The 17,869-nt window shown below is 47.6% G+C and carries 13 protein-coding genes; 7 read left to right on the forward strand and 6 right to left on the reverse strand.

All coding sequences use genetic code 11. From position 1 onward, the window contains the following. Window positions 1–61 precede the first annotated feature (61 nt). The 3 genes from MKY28_RS18515 to thrS all read left to right on the forward strand — a co-directional run bounded on the left by MKY28_RS18515 (window position 62) and on the right by thrS (window position 5,053). Window positions 62–823 (forward strand): response regulator transcription factor, encoded by a 762-nt coding sequence (locus tag MKY28_RS18515; protein ID WP_340936601.1) that lies wholly within the window; start codon window positions 62–64, stop codon window positions 821–823. Continuing rightward, window positions 820–2,580, forward strand: coding sequence for a sensor histidine kinase (locus MKY28_RS18520; protein WP_340936603.1), 1,761 nt, complete (start codon window positions 820–822; stop codon window positions 2,578–2,580). The genes MKY28_RS18515 and MKY28_RS18520 overlap by 4 nt, the downstream gene beginning before the upstream one ends. Before the next feature lie 472 nt (window positions 2,581–3,052). Further along, a complete protein-coding gene (gene thrS / locus MKY28_RS18525) occupies window positions 3,053–5,053 on the forward strand; it encodes a threonine--tRNA ligase (protein ID WP_340936604.1) in 2,001 nt (666 codons plus the stop codon). A gap of 47 nt (window positions 5,054–5,100) precedes the next feature. Here thrS and MKY28_RS18530 read toward each other — a convergent pair whose 3' ends face one another. After that, complete coding sequence (locus MKY28_RS18530) at window positions 5,101–5,964, reverse strand: SDR family oxidoreductase (RefSeq protein WP_340936605.1); 864 nt, start codon at window positions 5,962–5,964, stop codon at window positions 5,101–5,103. A 104-nt stretch (window positions 5,965–6,068) separates the two neighbouring features. On the opposite strand from MKY28_RS18530, the gene MKY28_RS18535 reads away from it, so the two are divergent. Together MKY28_RS18535 and MKY28_RS18540 are read left to right on the forward strand one after the other, a co-directional pair. Further along, a complete protein-coding gene (locus tag MKY28_RS18535; RefSeq protein ID WP_340936606.1) occupies window positions 6,069–6,611 on the forward strand; it encodes a hypothetical protein in 543 nt (180 codons plus the stop codon). A 54-nt stretch (window positions 6,612–6,665) separates the two neighbouring features. Then, window positions 6,666–7,397, forward strand: a complete 732-nt coding sequence (locus tag MKY28_RS18540) for an MBL fold metallo-hydrolase (protein ID WP_340936607.1) — start codon at window positions 6,666–6,668, stop codon at window positions 7,395–7,397. A gap of 776 nt (window positions 7,398–8,173) precedes the next feature. On the opposite strand, the gene MKY28_RS18545 is transcribed toward MKY28_RS18540, so the two are convergent. Beyond that, window positions 8,174–9,385 (reverse strand): PQQ-dependent sugar dehydrogenase, encoded by a 1,212-nt coding sequence (locus MKY28_RS18545; RefSeq protein ID WP_340936608.1) that lies wholly within the window; start codon window positions 9,383–9,385, stop codon window positions 8,174–8,176. 262 nt (window positions 9,386–9,647) lie between these two features. Here MKY28_RS18545 and MKY28_RS18550 point away from each other — a divergent pair, with 262 nt between their 5' ends. Further along, the gene (locus MKY28_RS18550) at window positions 9,648–10,736 is read left to right on the forward strand and encodes a M24 family metallopeptidase (protein ID WP_340936610.1); all 1,089 of its coding nucleotides are present in this window, start codon (window positions 9,648–9,650) and stop codon (window positions 10,734–10,736) included. Between the two features lie 290 nt (window positions 10,737–11,026). Here MKY28_RS18550 and MKY28_RS18555 read toward each other — a convergent pair whose 3' ends face one another. The 3 genes from MKY28_RS18555 to MKY28_RS18565 all read right to left on the reverse strand — a co-directional run bounded on the left by MKY28_RS18555 (window position 11,027) and on the right by MKY28_RS18565 (window position 14,038). Further along, window positions 11,027–11,380: a hypothetical protein gene (locus MKY28_RS18555; RefSeq protein ID WP_036610715.1), complete on the reverse strand. Its 354-nt coding sequence runs from the start codon at window positions 11,378–11,380 to the stop codon at window positions 11,027–11,029. A 203-nt stretch (window positions 11,381–11,583) separates the two neighbouring features. Beyond that, window positions 11,584–12,267: a queuosine precursor transporter gene (locus MKY28_RS18560; protein WP_100527911.1), complete on the reverse strand. Its 684-nt coding sequence runs from the start codon at window positions 12,265–12,267 to the stop codon at window positions 11,584–11,586. A gap of 373 nt (window positions 12,268–12,640) precedes the next feature. Continuing rightward, window positions 12,641–14,038, reverse strand: coding sequence for an L-cystine transporter (locus MKY28_RS18565; protein ID WP_340936613.1), 1,398 nt, complete (start codon window positions 14,036–14,038; stop codon window positions 12,641–12,643). 352 nt (window positions 14,039–14,390) lie between these two features. Between MKY28_RS18565 and MKY28_RS18570 the strand changes: the two genes are divergently transcribed. Then, window positions 14,391–16,091, forward strand: a complete 1,701-nt coding sequence (locus MKY28_RS18570) for a methyl-accepting chemotaxis protein (protein ID WP_340936614.1) — start codon at window positions 14,391–14,393, stop codon at window positions 16,089–16,091. A gap of 126 nt (window positions 16,092–16,217) precedes the next feature. On the opposite strand, the gene MKY28_RS18575 is transcribed toward MKY28_RS18570, so the two are convergent. Then, the gene (locus MKY28_RS18575; protein WP_340937976.1) at window positions 16,218–17,762 is read right to left on the reverse strand and encodes a cobyric acid synthase; all 1,545 of its coding nucleotides are present in this window, start codon (window positions 17,760–17,762) and stop codon (window positions 16,218–16,220) included. Window positions 17,763–17,869: the final 107 nt, after the last annotated feature.

Below are 17,869 nucleotides of genomic sequence, written 5' to 3' on the forward strand. Positions count from 1 at the left end.
TTCTTGGATGGTATGATTAGCAATACACACAACGGAAGGATCAGGAGGTCATTTTTAAACTATGGATAACGTCTCATTACTGCTTGTGGATGATGAACAGGCTATTCTGCATATGCTGAAAACCGTTCTGCTCAAAGAGCAGTTTCTCGATATTGATACCGTTACAACAGGCGAAGCTGCCATCGAGGCATGCAACAACAAGACGTATCATTGCATCGTGCTCGACATCATGCTTCCTGGCAAAAGTGGACTGGAAATCTGTCCTTTTCTACGGCAGGTCACCGATGCGCCCATCCTGTTTCTGACGGCCAAAACAACCGATTATGACAAATTAACCGGATTCGCTGTTGGTGGCGACGATTATGTTGCCAAACCCTTTAATCCGCTGGAAGTCGTTGCTCGAATTAAATCATTACTGAAGCGTTATTTACCATCTAAAAGCGTAGCGATCTCGGATCATGTCCCATCTAACGTAAATGCGTCATCTCCCAGCACATCGGAAGGCGTGTACGACTTTGGACGATTCCAGGTACTGGAGTGGGCTGGTGAACTTCGGGTTGAAGGTGAGTCCGTATCTTGTCCGGCACTTGTGTTCCAACTGTTACTCTTTTTCTGCAAACATCCCAATCGAATCTTCACCAAATCAGATCTATATGAGCGGGTCTGGGGCTCGGAAGCCATTAGTGATGACAATACCGTGATGGTTCATATTCACCGCATTCGGGAGCGCATTGAAGCCGATCCTTCCAATCCGGTGTTTCTCGTCAACGTCCGGGGTCTGGGTTACAAACTGATTCAGCCGGAACATGTGTCACGCCCATGAGTATTCGTCGCAGGTTAATGACCCGGTTTATCGGGATGCTTGCCGGTGCAGTCGTTCTTATCATCCTGCTTGGGTCTGTAGCGACTTACTGGGTCGTGCAAAAGGTGAATGAAGTGAATCTGGTAGATGATTTTGCTGCCAACGGTCTGGACCAATTAATTAATACAGCAGAGATCATGCCGGATGATACGATCCGATATGACCCCGAATTGCTAAAGCAAGTGGATAAATATCAAGGCTGGCTCCAAGTTTTGGATGAACGAGGTTACGCCATTGATGAATACCACACACCCGCCGATGTTCCTACTCACTATAAACCGGGGGAATTGATTGCATACTGGGAAAGCCAGAAGCCTTTTCCTTATCAGATCGTCATGCTGATCCGGGAGAAAAACGGGAAGAACTTCACCTTGTTATATGGCGAGAGTAACCCGGCCAAGTCCTTAATGAATAACATTCGTTCAGATCTTGCTTTTACCAACGGGAAGCTTAATCTTCAGCCCAACCAACAGGAGGCCCTTCGTACTGCCAATGCTTATCTTCAAATATTGGACCCGTCAGGACGTGAAATTTCTTCCTTCAACAAACCAGCCATGGGCGTACCAAGCGAATACACCATTCAGGAACTGGTTCTGAAAATTCGCTATCCGAGTCGATCCGGTATGTCTGTTGCAACGTGGTACGACGAACAGAATGAAACCACCTGGCTGATTAGCATACCTGGTGATCCATTGGCGACCGGAACTCAAAACCCCTACAGTTTTATTCTGGAACCGGCATTGGTTATATTGATCGTGTCTATCATCATGTTGCTCATTTTGCTTGCCTTCTGGTATGCCAACCGATTTGGCTCACCCATGCTGCATATGCTCCAATGGTTACAGCGTCTGGAGAGGGGGCACTACGAGGAACCTACTGGAGCCTTCGGAATCCCTCGCAGTCAGCGTCGTAACGGAAAGTGGAAGCGAAAATACAAGGTATATGCTGAAGTACTTCACTCCATGCAGGCCCTGTCTCACACATTGAAGCAAGATGAAGAACTTCGGAAACAGACCGATTCTCTGCGGGAGGAATGGATCGCTGGCATAACACATGACCTGAAGACGCCCCTCTCCTCCATTCAGGGTTATGCGCATATGCTTGAGGCAGATAAATATAGCTGGACCACGGAGGAAGTCAGGGAATTCGCAGGCATAATGCTCGATAAGTCCATGTATATGGACAGGCTTGTCAACGACCTTGCCATGACCTATCGATTACGCAGTGGAGGATATCAACCTGTGGCGGAAGAGACTGACGTAAATACGTTGCTCCGTGATCTGATCCAGCGCGCTGAACGGAATCCCGCATATGGGGAAGGTCGCATCCTATTCCAACCTTCCGAAGTGCCTGTGTATGGACTTGTCCATATTCCGTCGTTTGAACGAATTGTGGATAATCTGACTGCCAATGCCCTTCTTCATAATCCGGCCGAGTCGATCCTGGTTGTCAGCGTGCATTCTGGTAAGCAGGCAGATGAATTCAGCATTGAGTTTGCCGATAATGGACGCGGCATGGACTCCGAGACGGTATGGAAGTTATTTGAACGATACTATCGCGGTACAGATACAGGTACATCGGATGTTGGATCAGGGCTGGGTATGGCGGTAACCAAAGGTTTGATCGAAGCCATGAATGGTCGTATTGAGGTACAGTCCACCCCTGGTGAAGGAACGATCATTCGCTTAATATGGGATGGGCCGTCCGAAACCAATTAAAATGTTCCGCTTGACCTTTCCATTTTCAGTCTATATAATCGACACTCAATAACACCTGTTCCAATATATTAATATTGAATGCAACACATTTCAGAATAATTTGAATGAGTTGATCTAACATATTTGGCGATGACCAGAGACATGATTTCGATTGCGTGCTGCCCAGAGAGAGAGGGGATTGGTGAAACCTTCTTCAGCGAACGGACCGGAATTACCCCTCTGCAGCCGTGACCTCGAACCTCAGCATTTCGAACTTCCCTCGGATGTTTGGCTTGCTGCCAGTAGAGTTCACCGCCTGATCCCCGATAACGGATTCCAATGAGGGTTATGATGTTTTCTGTTCCGGCGGCTGGCCGAGAACAGGGTGCACCATAACCAAAATTAGGGTGGAACCACGAGCCAAGCGCACTCGTCCCTTTTCCGGGACGGGTGTTTTTTGCGCTTTCATTTTAAGAAATGGAGAGTGGTTCACATGAGCAAACAAGAAAACAGTAACTCAGTAAGCAACAAATCAGGTAACGAAATAAACAACCAAGCAAATGATCTTCAACCATCCAGTCATTCCATTGAGGTCCATCTGCAAGGTGGCGCGATACGTTCTTACGAAGCAGGCATCACTGTAGGTGCGGTTGCCTCATCTATCAGCACAAGTCTTGGGAAACAGGCTATCGGCGGTATTGTAGATGGTCAAAATGTCGATCTCGATTGGGTGCTCCAGCAAGATTGCGAACTTGTTATCGTTACTTTAGAAAGTGCGGAAGGTCTGTATCGTTATCGTCACAGCGCAGCACATGTGCTCGCACAGGCACTCAAACGCATCTACGGTGCAGAACAAGTGAAACTGGGTATCGGCCCAGTCATTGAAGATGGATTCTATTACGATGTTGATCTGGATCATGCCTTGTCCATCAGTGATCTGGCTGCCATCGAGCGGGAAATGAACAAAATTATTCAGGAAAATGAAAAGATCAGTCGGCGGGTCGTTAGCCGGGAAGAAGCCCTCCGTATCTTCGGAGAATTCCAGGACCCTTACAAGCTTGAACTCATTCAGGATTTGCCAGAGGACGCCGAACTTTCAATCTATGATCAAGGAGAGTTCTTCGATCTGTGTCGCGGTCCCCATCTTCCATCCACTGGTCGGATCAAAGCGTTTAAGCTGTTGAATGTAGCTGGTGCGTACTGGCGGGGTAACTCGGATAATAAGATGCTGCAACGTATCTACGGCACTGCTTTCCCGAACAAAGCCCAACTGGATGAACATCTGCACATGCTCGAAGAAGCAAAGAAACGGGATCATCGTAAACTTGGCAAAGAGCTTGAACTGTTCATGTTCTCCGAAGAAGCGCCCGGCATGCCCTTCTATCTGCCCAAAGGTATGACTGTTCGCACTGAACTGGAGCAGTTCTCCCGTGAGTTGCAATTGCAGGAAGGGTATCAGGAAGTTCGGACTCCTCTCATGATGAACAATCGTCTGTGGGAGCAATCCGGTCACTGGGAGCATTACAAGGACAATATGTATTTCTCAGAAGTGGACGATGCCACTTTTGCACTGAAACCGATGAACTGCCCTGGGCATATGCTGATCTTCAAAAACACACTTCATTCCTATCGCGAATTACCCATTCGCATGATGGAATTTGGTCAGGTTCACCGTCATGAATTCTCAGGTGCCCTGAACGGAATGATGCGTGTGCGGACATTCTGCCAGGATGATGCTCATCTCTACGTCATGCCAGAGCAGATCGAGGACGAGATCAATCAGGCGATCTCACTGATCGGACGTATGTACGATATCTTTGGATTCGAATATAAGATTGAATTGTCCACTCGTCCGAAAGATTCCATGGGATCGGAAGAGCTGTGGGATCAAGCGGAACGCGCATTGCAAAATGTACTAGATCGTCGGGGCGTGGAGTATCGCATTAACGAAGGGGACGGTGCCTTTTATGGACCGAAAATTGACTTTCATATCCTCGATGCGCTGAAGCGCAGCTGGCAGTGCGGAACAATCCAGCTTGATTTTCAAATGCCGGAGAAATTCGACCTCACTTACATTGGCGAGGATAGCCTGAAACACCGTCCGGTCGTGATCCATCGTGCCATCTATGGTTCGATCGATCGTTTCATCGGCATCCTGACTGAGCACTATGCAGGAGCGTTCCCACTCTGGCTCGCACCTGTACAAGTGAAGCTCCTACCTGTGTCAGATCATTATGCAGACTATGCACTCCAAGTACAGAGCGAGCTCCGGGCTGCGGGCATTCGGGTAGAAACAGATCTGCGGAGCGAGAAGCTCGGGTACAAAATCCGTGAAGCCCAGATGGAAAAAGTTCCTTATTCGCTCGTGCTTGGTGAGAATGAGAAAAATGCCTCCTCCGCCTCTGTCCGTGCATACGGTCAGGGAGATCAAGGCATCCAACGTATTGAAGCTGTTATTGAAATGATCCAACAAGCTGTGAAGGCAAAAGTATAAAAGATGTAACGACTCTATTCATGAGTCACTCATCAGCTTGTGCTGAATTACAACTTCTCGTCATCTCTTAGCCCCACCTGTTCTTCGCTCCACGTCCAGAAACGCTCAGCTGAAGCATTGTCAACGGCATGTGCCTTCAGCTGCTGCTCTTTCTGTTGATAGAAGTAACGACCGGTGATGCCGACGACTTCAGGGCTTGTGGCCAGATAAACAGCCGTTCGCGCCCCCTCTTCAGGGGACAGAAAGAATGGAAGTTTACCTGCAAACGCCATAATGCGTGTGCCAAATCCGGTATTGCGATCTACGCCAATACTCGTTCCCACCGCACCAGGGTGTAGACAGTTCACTGTGACAGACGTACCTGACAGTTTGCTAGCCAGTGCACGAGTGAACAGCACGTTCGCCAGTTTGGATTGGGCATAACTTTTGATCGGATTATAACCTTTGTGCAGATGTGGATCTTCGAAGTGGATTTTGCCGGCCTTATAAGCACCTGACGAAACGTTCACAACCCGTCCCTGCTTCGCAGCTTTCAGAGGTTCTATCAAAAGTAAGGTCAGCAGGAAATGCCCCAGATGGTTAATACCGATACTTTGTTCGAACCCGTCTGAGGTTTCCTTTCGCTTAACCATCACTACCCCCGCATTATTAACCAGAACGTCAAGGTGATCATGACGCTCGCGGAATGTGCCGGCAAACTGGCGTATACTGTCGAGTGAACCCAGGTCACACAGCATCAATTCAATCGCAGAAGAACCGGACTGACGCACAGCTTCCTGAAGAGCCTCCTGTCCGCGCTTCTCACTGCGGCATGCCATAATTACGCGATATCCTTGCCTTGCAAGTTCAATGGTCGTTGCCAACCCCATACCTGAGTTAGCTCCTGTTACAATTGCTGTCTGATTGGACATGAGGTACTTCCCTTCTGAACCTGAGGTTCCGAAATTAGAGGCGCGACGACGGACAATATGAGATAATGATAGGATCACATCTCGGTTTCCATGGGAGGACAAGTATGCTGACCAAAGAAGATTTTAAAAAAGTTAAAAAACAAGCCAAACTTGAAATCGCACTACTCGAAAAGGAATATCAGGAAATCTTGCAGAACGTTGATTCTACGCTGTATGAAAAATATGGTATTTTGGACAAAGAAGAAACACGTGAGCTCACCCGAAAACGCAAAAACCGAAGATATGCTTCACTGGTCATCGAACTATGCGCCATTATTGAACAAATGTTACATCAACTATATAGAGACGTATATCAGAAAAAGTTTAATTCGACCCAGCTGATGAAAACTCCTGCCTACCGTGCACGCTCCAATATGGAGATTATTCAGTCCGAACTCAGTAAAGAGTTCATTGCTCTGGAATCCGAAAAAGAACACTTTGCTGAAGCCCTTAGCCTGGTGTTTCAGACGAGGAACAAACTTGTTCATGATAACTTCTCGTTTGTCTCCATCGTTAAGGATGGCAGTAATGAAGAAGAAACGTTCGAAGCGCTGCTCCATACGGTAAAAAAGTATAGAAAACACTTGAAATACAATCGCCCTGAATAACAACAATCATCGCTAAAAAAAAAGGAGGTGTACCGGACTACGGTCCGGATCATCATGAGCCATCCATTAACTTCGATTACTGTGCTAAATCTTCAGATTCCCACACCTTCCGGGAACAGCCCCATATTCCCCGTCATGCTTCGTGATGTAGATGGCGTTACCCTGGTGGATACAGGCATGATTGGACAATTCGCTGAACTTCAATCCGCATTGGAACAAGAGGATGTACAGCTCTCTGACGTCAAACGTGTGATTATTACTCATCAGGACATCGATCATATCGGTAACTTGGGTGCTCTGCTGGATGCCATCCCTGATCTGGAAATCTGGGCACATGCCGATGAGATTCCATATCTAACCGGTGAGAAACCTTTGATCAAATTCACACCTGAACGTCGTGCTCTGTTGCCCGCGCCCGTTTTGGCACTGGCAGATCAACTGCTCTTGCAGCTGCCTGAAGTGAACATTAGCAGAACGCTGGAAGACGGGGACATATTACCCCTTCAAGGTGGTACACAGGTCATTCATACACCGGGACATACGCTAGGTCATATCTGCCTGTATTTCGGGGAGCAACAGTTCCTGCTCGCTGCCGATGAACTTCGTGTGGTCGATGATGAACTGGTTGGCCCTGCACCACAAGCGACACCGGACATGCCTGAAGCGCTGCGAAGCCTGAAGAAACTGACCGACCTTAAGCTCAATAAGGTTCTCTGTTATCACGGTGGAGAGTACATGAATGATCCTGCTCAGCGTATTGCCACACTTGCGGAGAGCGCAGAGTAAGTAAAGAACGCGGACTTGTGAGTGCTTTTGAAATGACACAAGCATCCTGTTAACGTTGTTTCTCTTCGTGCGGCATTGTGCGTTGTAGCTCATTCAAGATTAGGAAGACACATATATTACAATCAAGGAGCTGTCCCATAAGTCATGAACTTGACAGGGACAGCTCCTTTAATTAATTAACCACGTACTTCTACTACTCTACTGCACTGGTGTTGACCGTATGGTAGCACCTATTGCGCACGCTATTCATACAGTATGCACGCAGTATCTTATATTGAACTACGACATGTGCACAGTATCTTTCCCCTGCCCGTTTGGCAAATCAATTCACCGGAAAATCCGCAACGTAAGTGTCTACTTATTGACTGAGGTCCGTCTCTAACGAATTGGGCACAGTCTAAACGCTATACTTGTTTTGTAACGAATCTCAGACACCCTATACGCAGTATTTTGAGTATCAAGATTTTCTAACGAACTCCAGACACCTTAGTTACTCATTTCATTGGTTTTTCCGCAGGTTTCGAGTGAATTTTGGCATTATAGCGTGGCTGAGGTTCGTTAAATTCTACGATCTTCACCAAACCTCTATTTAAGGTGCGTCAGGTTCTTTAGAAAAATTTTATTTAGAGCGATTCAGATTCAGGGCACTTCAGGGCTTTGACTCAAGTTAAGCGGCAACCGTTCATTTTAAACTCACTCCATCCACTACCTTACGGGGAGACGAGTTCGGTTCGACGTTGTCCTACAACACTGATTTTCTTTCCCCTGACCCCGACTCAGCTCTCCGGAGTTAGTACAATCAGCTTGTCATCTCCATCACGCGGCGATCCTCGTCCATCCCGATTGTTCGTAAGCACATATAACTTCCCGTCCTCGCCAGCACTCACATTGCGAATCCGGCCCCATTCATCTTCGAAGATGGGTTCCACCTTCTCCACCTGTGTGCCATCTTCCGAAAGAGTGACCTTCAGCAGCTGCTCTCCACGCAGATTTGCAGCAATCAGTGATCCAGCCCAAGGTCCTTCTTCTACAAAAGCTACACCAGACGGCGCCCATGTATCGTTCCCACTATGTGCAAGCGGAGCCTGATATGCGCCATTGTCATCGTCGTCTCCCTCCACCTCGGGCCAGCCATAATTCTCACCAGCTACAATCCGGTTAATCTCATCATGATTCCGCTGACCATGCTCGGTAGAATAGAGGTAACCGTTGTCCGGATTCCATGCCAGTCCCTGTGCGTTGCGGTGTCCCATACTGTATACAGGTGAATTCGGCCATGGGTTGTCTGCCGGGATCGATCCATCGAGACCTATCCGCAATATTTTACCTCCAAGGCTATCTTCGTTCTGTGACAATTCCGGTTCATAACGCTCACCTGTCGTGATATAGAGCAACTTGTCCGGGCCAATTTTGATCCGCCCACCGTTATGATTCGTTCCGCCTGGAATGTTACCAAGCAACTCTTGATCTATGACCGCTTTACCATCATTCACCTTGAGACGTAACACTCGATTGGCAATGTCGTCGCCTTCCAGATAGGAGTGGTATGCATACAGATAACCGTTCTCCTCAAAGTCCGGATCAGCTACAAGGCCCAACAGACCTCCTTCACCTTCTTCATTAAACGGGGCTGAGAATTCAATCAGTGGTTCAGGAGCTAGTTTTCCATCCTCAATGACCCGAATCGCACCAGGGCGTTCCGTTACAAACATCCGACCATCAGACACACTCACAATCTCCCATGGTGCATTCAATCCTTCAACCAGAACAGATGCCTGATACGGAATAACCGTCTCTCCCTGCGCTCCACTCTCATTTCCACTTGCACCGGTATTGCCTCCGTTGGCCGTCTGTCCCTGACCTGTTCCCTGTCCCTGAGACGTCTGCTCTGTTCCTCCCGTAGAAGGTTCGCCTGAAGAACATGACGCGGTTAACAGTGCCACACTTAATAATGAAGCATACAGCGGAACGGTTACTCGATTATTCATGATTACATCTCCCTTCGTATTTCGTTCTTCTGTATAAAATAAATAAGCCAAGCTTCAACGTATTGTTAACTTATTGTTCGCTATAGTTGTGGTGTTATTATTCATCTGTAAAGCGGTTTCGCCCTGTATTACCCTTCATACCAACCACTTAAACCGAGAATTCAAGGGATTTCGAGGACATGAAATCACTGCGGTTTGGAATTCCATCATAATCTTTTATAATAGAAGGATAGTATGAATGGAAAGGTGGACAACTACACTTATGAATCAAAACCCTTTATCTCGTCTTGAAGCCAATCTGTCCGGGCAAGGATTGGACGCCATGCTGATCACAGATCCAAAACATATCTACTATTTAACTGGATTTGCGAGCAATCCGCATGAACGCTTCCTAGGTCTGGTTCTCGCACGCGGCGAAGAGCCCCTGTTGATTGTACCTGCGCTCGATGCTGAAGCTGCCGCAGCCGCTTCTTCGGTATCCAACATTGCCACTCACACGGATACGGATAATCCATACGCTTTGTTTGATCGTTATCAGGGGCGCTTGGGCCGGGTTGGTCTCGAGAAAGAATACGTGACGGTCGCACGTTATGAGCAGCTGACCGCCGCGCTAGGTGCTGCCAGCTTTGAAGATGTTGGCCCCCTGCTTCGCACATTACGTGTGAAAAAAACACCGGATGAGTTAGCCCGCATTCGCCACGCCATTTATCTGATTGAAGAAACATTGCGTCAAGGACTCTCTCATGTTCGCACAGGTGTAACCGAGATCGAACTTGTCGCTGAGATGGAGTATCAGATGAAAAAGCTGGGTGCCGATGGTCCTTCCTTTGATACCATGGTGCTCACGGGACCCAAAACAGGTCTGCCACACGGTACACCGGGTGAACGGAAACTGCAACATGGTGACCTGTTGATGTTTGACATGGGTGTGTATGCTGGAGGATATGCCTCGGATATCACACGTACATTCGCCTTTGGTGACATCTCACCTGAACTCAAAACCATCTATAACACTGTCCTCGCAGCGAACGAAGCTGCTATCCAAATCGTGAAACCAGGCATCACCTGCGCCGAAGTGGATCGTGCAGCACGCCAGGTCACGGAAGAAGCGGGTTACGGCGAGCGTTTTATGCATAGAGTAGGCCATGGATTGGGTATCGACGTACATGAGTATCCTTCTCTCCATGGAGAGAATATGGACATCCTGAATGAAGGTACCGTATTCACGATTGAACCGGGCATCTATACCGCTGCAGGCGGCGTCCGTATCGAAGATGATGTAATTGTGACCGAGACGGGTATCGAAGTTCTGACGACATATCCAAAAGAACTGCAAATCCTTAGCGACTAATTCAATTGGATCTATGTCAAAAATAGCCCAGATACATCAATGCTTAGCCGATATTATGCATCATGAACTAAACTGCACGAAACTGCGCTGAACTGTTCTTCAAAATAATATACTCTTTTCGCGTACGCCTCAGGCCTGTATACAGAAAAAGTAGCAAGTACACACGCGAACGCAAAAATCCCGCAAATCCATGAATATCATGGGTTGCGGGATTTTAATTAATACAAAGCATATCCTAAATTACTCCGTCTGCATTCTACGTAATTTTATTCCTGCTCACTCATTTACCATTAGTCAAACTCATGCGTGATATCCTGCCAAGACTCCAGCTGTGGCAGCTGTTGCTTCCCCCAGTAATCCAGAAACCATTGAATAATCCCAGTCGTATCTGTTGTTCTGCAGCTGTAATGTCGGAAACCGTCCTCGCCTTCCTGCAAACGAATCTCCGCCACCATCTGCCCTGGTTCCTCAAGCGCAGCAGCCTGCATATACATACTTCCCTCCACCAGCTCGGAAGGTACAAGTACTACGAATTCCTGCAATTCCAGATTGGAGATCAACTCCACCAATAACGAGGCATTAATGCTATCATTCTCGTAGGTTGTGCCATTGCTTTCCAGTGTATAACGCAGTGTAGAGTACATGTGCGATTCCCCTTTGTATGAAAATCATCGTTCCTAATGATACACGCTTATAACGACAGGTCGTTTATATTATAACTTTTTCATAAAAATGTAAAAAGGATTTTTCTTGTTTCGGGTCTTTTCTATGAAAAAAACCCTTGCAGAGTCTGAATTACAATTGACTACGCAGAGGTTTTTTTTAAGTGATACTCTTTGAATATTGTCTAAGCCTCATCCTTAAACTTAAAGCTACGTGCAGCATACAGAAACGGCGTTCCAACCGCAGTTAATACAAATTTGATAATATACGTCGTCAGGAAGATTTCCAGCCAAACATCCCAAGGGTAGATAAACGCAAACGCGATCGTGCAGAACACCAGTGTATCCACAAATGAACTGATGATCGAACTACCGTTGGTGCGAATCCACAACTGATTGCGCCCTGGAGCCACCTTGCGCAGCCAGGAGTACAATCGAACATCCAGGAACTGACTTATGAAGTATGCCGTCAGACTTCCGAGTGCCAAACGTGGCAGCAGACCAAACAATGTTTTCATCGAATCCTGTGCAAAGTCCGTCGGTGCCGGGTCAAAGTACAACACCATCTGCATCAGAACCGTTGTCATGATGAGCGTGAAAAAGCCAAACCATACGGCCTTGCGTGCCTCACCTGGTCCATATTTTTCATTAAGAAGGTCACTGGTCAGGTACATGCTGACATACATCGTGTTGCCTAACGTCAGTACAATTCCCATGATATCTATCGTTTTGGTCACCTGAATGTTGGCTATAACCGTAGCCACACCAATCCAGGCATAGAGACCTTTTTTACCGAACAAGCGGTAACACAGCAGGAAAAATCCATAAGTTACGAGAACAAAAACTGCTCCCCACCCTAAGTTAAACATAAATACATACACTGCCTTCCTAGTTTTGATTACGCGGGATGGTTACGAACCGCGGTTTGGCTCAGGGCCAAAACATGAATACTCTATCACATTTCTCGTCCCATGAACAGAACTAAATAACTCCAAGCGTGCCTGAGTGACTACGACCCCTTCTATATTCCTCCCGCTTCCCTCTCGACCATACTAGTTTTTCCTACCTCTATTCCCCTTGCACCGTATATCGAAAAAGAAGACTGCTTCACCACTGTGCACAGCATAGTTTGATTGCCGCAAAAAACCGCCCTCCGGATTCCTCCGAAGGACGGCTTTTCTCACTTGATTTGTAGACGGCTCTAGCTATCTTAATGTGAGCTTCTATCTAATCCATTCTGTATTAAGCCTGAGCCGCAGAATCCAGCTCACGGCTCTGATCGTTAAACGTGTCCCGATCGTTTTCCTTCAAAATTCTGCTCGTCACGAGTCCTGATGTCATCGACCCGTTCACGTTAAGCGCTGTACGACCCATGTCGATCAGCGGCTCCACGGAAATGAGTAGTCCAACCAGAGCCACAGGCAGATTCATGGTGGACAATACGATCAGGGAAGCGAAGGTTGCCCCGCCGCCAACGCCAGCCACACCAAACGAACTGATCATGACTACGAGGATCAAAGTCACAATGAAGTCCCAGCTCAGCGGGTCGATGCCGACCGTCGGAGCAATCATCACCGCCAGCATGGCCGGATAGATCCCGGCGCAGCCGTTTTGCCCAATCGTAGCACCAAAGCTTGCAGACAGGTTCGCAATGCCGTCCGATACGCCGAGTTTCTTCGTCTGTGTCTCCACATTCAGCGGGATTGCCGCTGCACTTGAACGGGACGTAAAGGCAAATATCAGTGTTGGCAGCACCTTCTTCAAATACGTAACCGGGTTGAAGCCGGACAGAGAGATAATGATCAGGTGAATAATAAACATCACGATGAGGGCCACGTAGGACGCAATGACGAATTTGATGAGCTTTAATATCTCTTCCGCATTGGTTGTCGCCGTTACCTTTGTAATCAGTGCTAGAATCCCGTAAGGCGTAAGCCTAAGCACCAGCGTAACAATTCGCATAACCACCGCATATACCGCATTAACCATACCGCGGAACGTCTCCGCCTGCTGAGGTTTTTTGCGATCCAGTCCAAGTACCGCTACACCGATAAACGCGGAGAAGATAACCACCGCCAGTGTGGATGTACGACGTTCTCCTGTCATATCTGCAAATGGATTCGAAGGAATGAATTCCAGCACTTGCTGCGGGATGGTCTGATCCTTCACATCAACAAGCCGTTCCTCCACCTTCTGAATCTGCGCATTCTCCCGGTCTCCTCCTTGAATCTCAATGGAAGTCAGGTTAAAGCCAAGGCTGGTTACAATGCTGACCCCTGCGGCAATCGCTGTGGTGATCAACAGAATGGCAATAATGGAAACACTCATCTTGCCGAGATTTTGCTTGCCCTTCAGATTCATAATGGCCGAGATGATGGACACCATGATCAATGGGATCACGACCATTTGCAACAAACGAACATATCCTGAACCGACCAGATTGAACCAATCGACTGATTTCGTAACTACATCAGAACCTGATGTGTACACCAATTGGAGAATAACTCCGTAAACAACCCCCAGTCCCAGACCCGCAAATACGCGTTTCGTAAAGGAGATATGCTTTTTCTGCATCCAGTAGAGGATGCCAAGTAAGGCAAGCATGACCACTACATTCAATATGACTAGAAAAGTATCCATTTCTTTAAATCCTCCTCAGGCATGTGTGTAACCGGAAAATATCCGGTTTTCTCTTCTATCTTTTGTACTTCCGACAAAGACATTTTACAATATAACATATAACAAACTATTCTGGTAGGTATTAATTGATATTATGTAATATGCATGTAACAGATTCATCTATTTCTGAAAAAAATACACCAAATCGTGAAAATTGTTCTATTCAACCTCCGGTTAATTTTGTAATATAGGTATATCCGCTTATTCCCAAGTTTTCTCAACCTATAATTTAGGTCTTTCTTCATTGGTAGATAGGTCTTATGAGTATGGAAAAGCGACAATGTTAATGAACTTGACGTGAAAGGATGATCGTATGTTTCGTAATCGCACCGTTGCCGGTAAAATCAGAGGCACCTTGTTCCTCGTTCTGATGGTTGCTTCCCTGTTGTTCAGTATTAGTTTCTATGCCGTGTCGATGAATATTATTCAAAGTTACGTGCTTCCGCAGTTTGACAAAGTCCTAAACACGTCCATTCAGGATATATACAAGAATACTTCTGCCTCCAAAATCCTGCAGGTACAGAGTGGCGGAGCCGGTTCTGAAGGTGCTGCCATGACCGTCGAATCGTATCTGGCAGATAAAGCAAAAGAACATAATCTGGATGCAGCGTACGTTGTCGCTATCCAAGACGGCTCAGCTCAAGTTGTGGTGGCCAACTCTTCCTCAGGAATGAAAGCCCAAGACGAGATTAGTGTAGAACCAACAATGAATGAAGCTATCGAGAGCAAAGAGATGGTAATCAGCGAAGTCTATTCCGATTCCTTCGGTGTACATAAGGCGGCATTCATTCCAATTGCAGGTAGTAATATGATTATGGCTGTGAGCATGGATGCCCAGTTCATTCAAGACAAGATTACTCAGATTTTCTGGTTGTGCCTTGGGATTACAGCATTAGTGTTTGTACTCGGCTGGCTTATCTCCACTAGTATGATCAAAAGAGTTACCAAACCAATCATCAAGCTCGTCCAACATAGCAAACAAATATCCCAGGGTGATCTGACCGCTGAACTAGAGATCAAAGGTAAAGATGAAATTGCCCAGCTTGCCGCAAGCTTCCAGACGATGACGCATAACCTGAAAGAAATGATTAGCCGTGCCTTGTCCACGTCCAATGAAGTTGTATCAGGCTCCAATGACCTGCTTCAGCGGGTTGAATCGATGTCCGGTATGGTTCGAAACTCCAGCCGCTCTGCAGAAGATGCAGAAAAAGGCAGCATCAGCATTGCGTCAAGCGCATCCGAGAACGCCAGAGCTATGGAAGAAATTACGCAAGGTATCATGCATATTGCTTCTTCTTCTGCTGAAGTGTCTGACCAGATTGGTGAAGCAGCCAACGAGGCAGTTAACGGTAACCGACTGGCTCAGAATGCTATTGAGCAGATGGAGCGTGTAGGCCAGACAGCAAGCGAATCGTTGCGATATGTTGAAACTATGAATGAACGATCGGTAGCCATCGGCACCATTGTTGCTTCCATTTTTGAAATCACCAAACAGATTAACATGCTGTCACTCAATGCCTCCATTGAAGCAGCACGTGCCGGAGAGCATGGCCGCGGATTCGCTGTTGTTGCTGGAGAAGTTCGCAAACTTGCCGAGCAATCCAAGACAGCCACCGAAGAGATTTCGGATTATCTGGGTACCATTCGTGAAGATGCTGAACGCTCGGTTGATGCCATGAACCGTGTAACCCGAGAGATTGGTTCAGGCACAACTGTCGTTCAACAAGCAGGCTCTGCCTTCCAGCAACTGAATGAATTGATTCAGAACGTGAATCTGACCATTCAGACCGTCTCGGCTTCTACACAACAAGTATCAGCTGGTGCTGAAGAAGTGAGTGCGTCCGTTGAAGAAACGGCACAGATTACGACCAAATCCCGTGAGAGCATGTTACAGATTGCTTCAACAGCAGATCTTCAGCTCAGCGAGATGGATTCACATTCGAATACAGTTCGTCACCTGCATGAACAAGCTGTAGAGCTGCAATCCGCTATGAAAAATTTCAAAATAAACTAACAGGTTAACCATTAACCTATCATCACCTGTTTTAAACCTCATTTAATCATAGGATATACAATACCCCCATGTCGCTAACATTCCGTTTCTAGAGAACGGTTTGCCGGACATGGGGGTATTGTTGTTTCACTCAGGTGCCTGAACACCCATAATCTCATACACACGCTTCATATCCAATGCCGAACGCAACGATTCAGCTACCCGATCGAACTCCATCTCCTTACGCTCATGCGCACTATACGTCTCCTGAAGTGGAGCCAGTCCCTTTCCTGCACGCAAGGCATTCAGCCAAGAACGTCGGAATTGATCACTTTCAAACAAACCATGCAGGTAGGTTCCCCACACCCTGCCATCTACTGAGCCCCAGCCTTCTTGGAAAGGTTGACCACCTGGATGTGAGATTTCAAACAACGCCGTTACACGTTCAGGCTCGTGGCACTCCGTAACGCCCATATGAATCTCATATCCGTTAATGGGTAATGAAGCATCTGCTACATCTCGCTCACCATACAGACGAATCGGGTGATCAGGTTGCACCCGTCCGGAAGCTCTGACGGTCTGCTTTTCCTGAAGAAACGTTGTCGATAGCGGGAGCCAGCCAAGTCCTTTTGCTTCCTGGATCTGATTCGCCTCCACAGCAAACGGGTCCTTCAGATGACGTCCCAGCATCTGGTATCCGCCACATATTCCTACGAGCTGAACATGCTCACGCTCGGTCTGGCTCGCAATCGCCTGTTCCAGTCCAGACTCACGCAGAAATTCCAGGTCACCTATGGTATCCTTCGTACCCGGTAGAAGAATGGCATCCGGACTGCCCAATTCCTCTGGCGAGGTCACGTAACGCACATTCACATCCGGTTCACGGGAAAGTGCATCAAAGTCTGTAAAGTTGGAAATTCGCGGATATCGGATTACCGCCAGATCCAGCTCGGTTTTGCCGGATTTACCATGACGCATGGAGTCCAGCACCACCGAATCCTCTGCTTCAATCTGAATATCTCTTATGTAAGGCAAAACACCTAATACTGGAATGCCTGTCCGTTCTTCGAGCCAGTCGAGTCCTGGTTGCAACAGGGACAGATCACCGCGGAACTTGTTGATAATGAACCCTTTGACTCGCGCCACCTCATGGGGTTCCAGCAGCTCCAACGTACCTACAATGGAAGCAAACACTCCGCCCCGATCAATATCGGAGATCAGAATCACCGGCGCATCGGCCCAGCCTGCCAGATTCATGTTGACGATATCCCGATCCTTCAGATTGATCTCGGCCGGACTGCCCGCTCCTTCCATCAGCACCACATCATAGGTGTCCCGCAACCGATTCAGCGCCTCCATCACCGTCTGTTTTGCTTCAGGCAGGAAATGCTGACGGTAGTCCGATGCACTCATCTGGGCAAAAGGTACACCATGTACCACGATCTGCGAATGCATGTCCCGTACGGGCTTAATCAGGATTGGGTTCATATCGGTTGTCGCCTCAATACCGCAGGCTTCGGCCTGTGCCCCCTGTGCCCGACCAATCTCCTTGCCATCTTCCGTCACATAGGAATTCAGTGCCATATTCTGTGACTTGAACGGAGCAGGCTTGAAGCCATCCTGCTTAAAAATCCGGCACAATGCCGTTGTGATGACACTTTTGCCTACATCGGAAGCCGTTCCTTGCAGCATCAGTACCGCCGCTGGTTGTGATGGCCTATCTTCCACGCTCTCTCCCCCTGTCTCCGTGTTATATCCAGATCACCTTGCTCCCAACCTCATGCGTAACACTTTCCATA

The organism is Paenibacillus sp. FSL R5-0473 (assembly GCF_038004565.1).
Taxonomy (GTDB): domain Bacteria; phylum Bacillota; class Bacilli; order Paenibacillales; family Paenibacillaceae; genus Paenibacillus; species Paenibacillus amylolyticus.

Excerpts from the sequence above, each read along its gene's own strand:
- MKY28_RS18515 (WP_340936601.1), top strand. The coding sequence starts at position 62 with ATGGATAACGTCTCATTACTGCTTGTGGATGATGAACAGGCTATTCTG.
- MKY28_RS18520 (WP_340936603.1), top strand. The coding sequence starts at position 820 with ATGAGTATTCGTCGCAGGTTAATGACCCGGTTTATCGGGATGCTTGCC.
- thrS (WP_340936604.1), top strand. The coding sequence starts at position 3,053 with ATGAGCAAACAAGAAAACAGTAACTCAGTAAGCAACAAATCAGGTAAC.
- MKY28_RS18530 (WP_340936605.1), bottom strand. The coding sequence starts at position 5,964 with ATGTCCAATCAGACAGCAATTGTAACAGGAGCTAACTCAGGTATGGGG.
- MKY28_RS18535 (WP_340936606.1), top strand. The coding sequence starts at position 6,069 with ATGCTGACCAAAGAAGATTTTAAAAAAGTTAAAAAACAAGCCAAACTT.
- MKY28_RS18540 (WP_340936607.1), top strand. The coding sequence starts at position 6,666 with ATGAGCCATCCATTAACTTCGATTACTGTGCTAAATCTTCAGATTCCC.
- MKY28_RS18545 (WP_340936608.1), bottom strand. The coding sequence starts at position 9,385 with ATGAATAATCGAGTAACCGTTCCGCTGTATGCTTCATTATTAAGTGTG.
- MKY28_RS18550 (WP_340936610.1), top strand. The coding sequence starts at position 9,648 with ATGAATCAAAACCCTTTATCTCGTCTTGAAGCCAATCTGTCCGGGCAA.
- MKY28_RS18555 (WP_036610715.1), bottom strand. The coding sequence starts at position 11,380 with ATGTACTCTACACTGCGTTATACACTGGAAAGCAATGGCACAACCTAC.
- MKY28_RS18560 (WP_100527911.1), bottom strand. The coding sequence starts at position 12,267 with ATGTTTAACTTAGGGTGGGGAGCAGTTTTTGTTCTCGTAACTTATGGA.
- MKY28_RS18565 (WP_340936613.1), bottom strand. The coding sequence starts at position 14,038 with ATGGATACTTTTCTAGTCATATTGAATGTAGTGGTCATGCTTGCCTTA.
- MKY28_RS18570 (WP_340936614.1), top strand. The coding sequence starts at position 14,391 with ATGTTTCGTAATCGCACCGTTGCCGGTAAAATCAGAGGCACCTTGTTC.
- MKY28_RS18575 (WP_340937976.1), bottom strand. The coding sequence starts at position 17,762 with ATGCTGCAAGGAACGGCTTCCGATGTAGGCAAAAGTGTCATCACAACG.